General features: G+C 55.8%; 2 tRNA genes. Both read left to right on the forward strand.

What is annotated here, in order from left to right:
* Positions 1-3: 3 nt before the first annotated feature.
* Positions 4-80, forward strand: a tRNA-Ile gene (locus OGX81_RS00615).
* A gap of 108 nt (positions 81-188) precedes the next feature.
* Positions 189-264: transfer RNA gene (locus tag OGX81_RS00620), tRNA-Ala, on the forward strand.
* The last annotated feature ends 1 nt before the right edge of the window (position 265 follow it).

Here is a 265-nt window from a genome sequence, read left to right on the forward strand (position 1 = left end):
TACAGGCTTGTAGCTCAGGTGGTTAGAGCGCACCCCTGATAAGGGTGAGGTCGGTGGTTCAAGTCCACTCAGGCCTACCAAATTCGCTCCCGTGCTTTGTTGTGGCAAAGCTCGCATACCTCAGTATGCTTCGCTTCACCACGCCGCGCCCGGAAACGAATTGGGGATGAGGTTTAACTACATCATATGGGGCTATAGCTCAGCTGGGAGAGCGCCTGCTTTGCACGCAGGAGGTCTGCGGTTCGATCCCGCATAGCTCCACCAT

The organism is Citrobacter sp. CK206 (genome assembly GCF_030333125.1).
Taxonomy (GTDB): domain Bacteria; phylum Pseudomonadota; class Gammaproteobacteria; order Enterobacterales; family Enterobacteriaceae; genus Citrobacter_B; species Citrobacter_B koseri.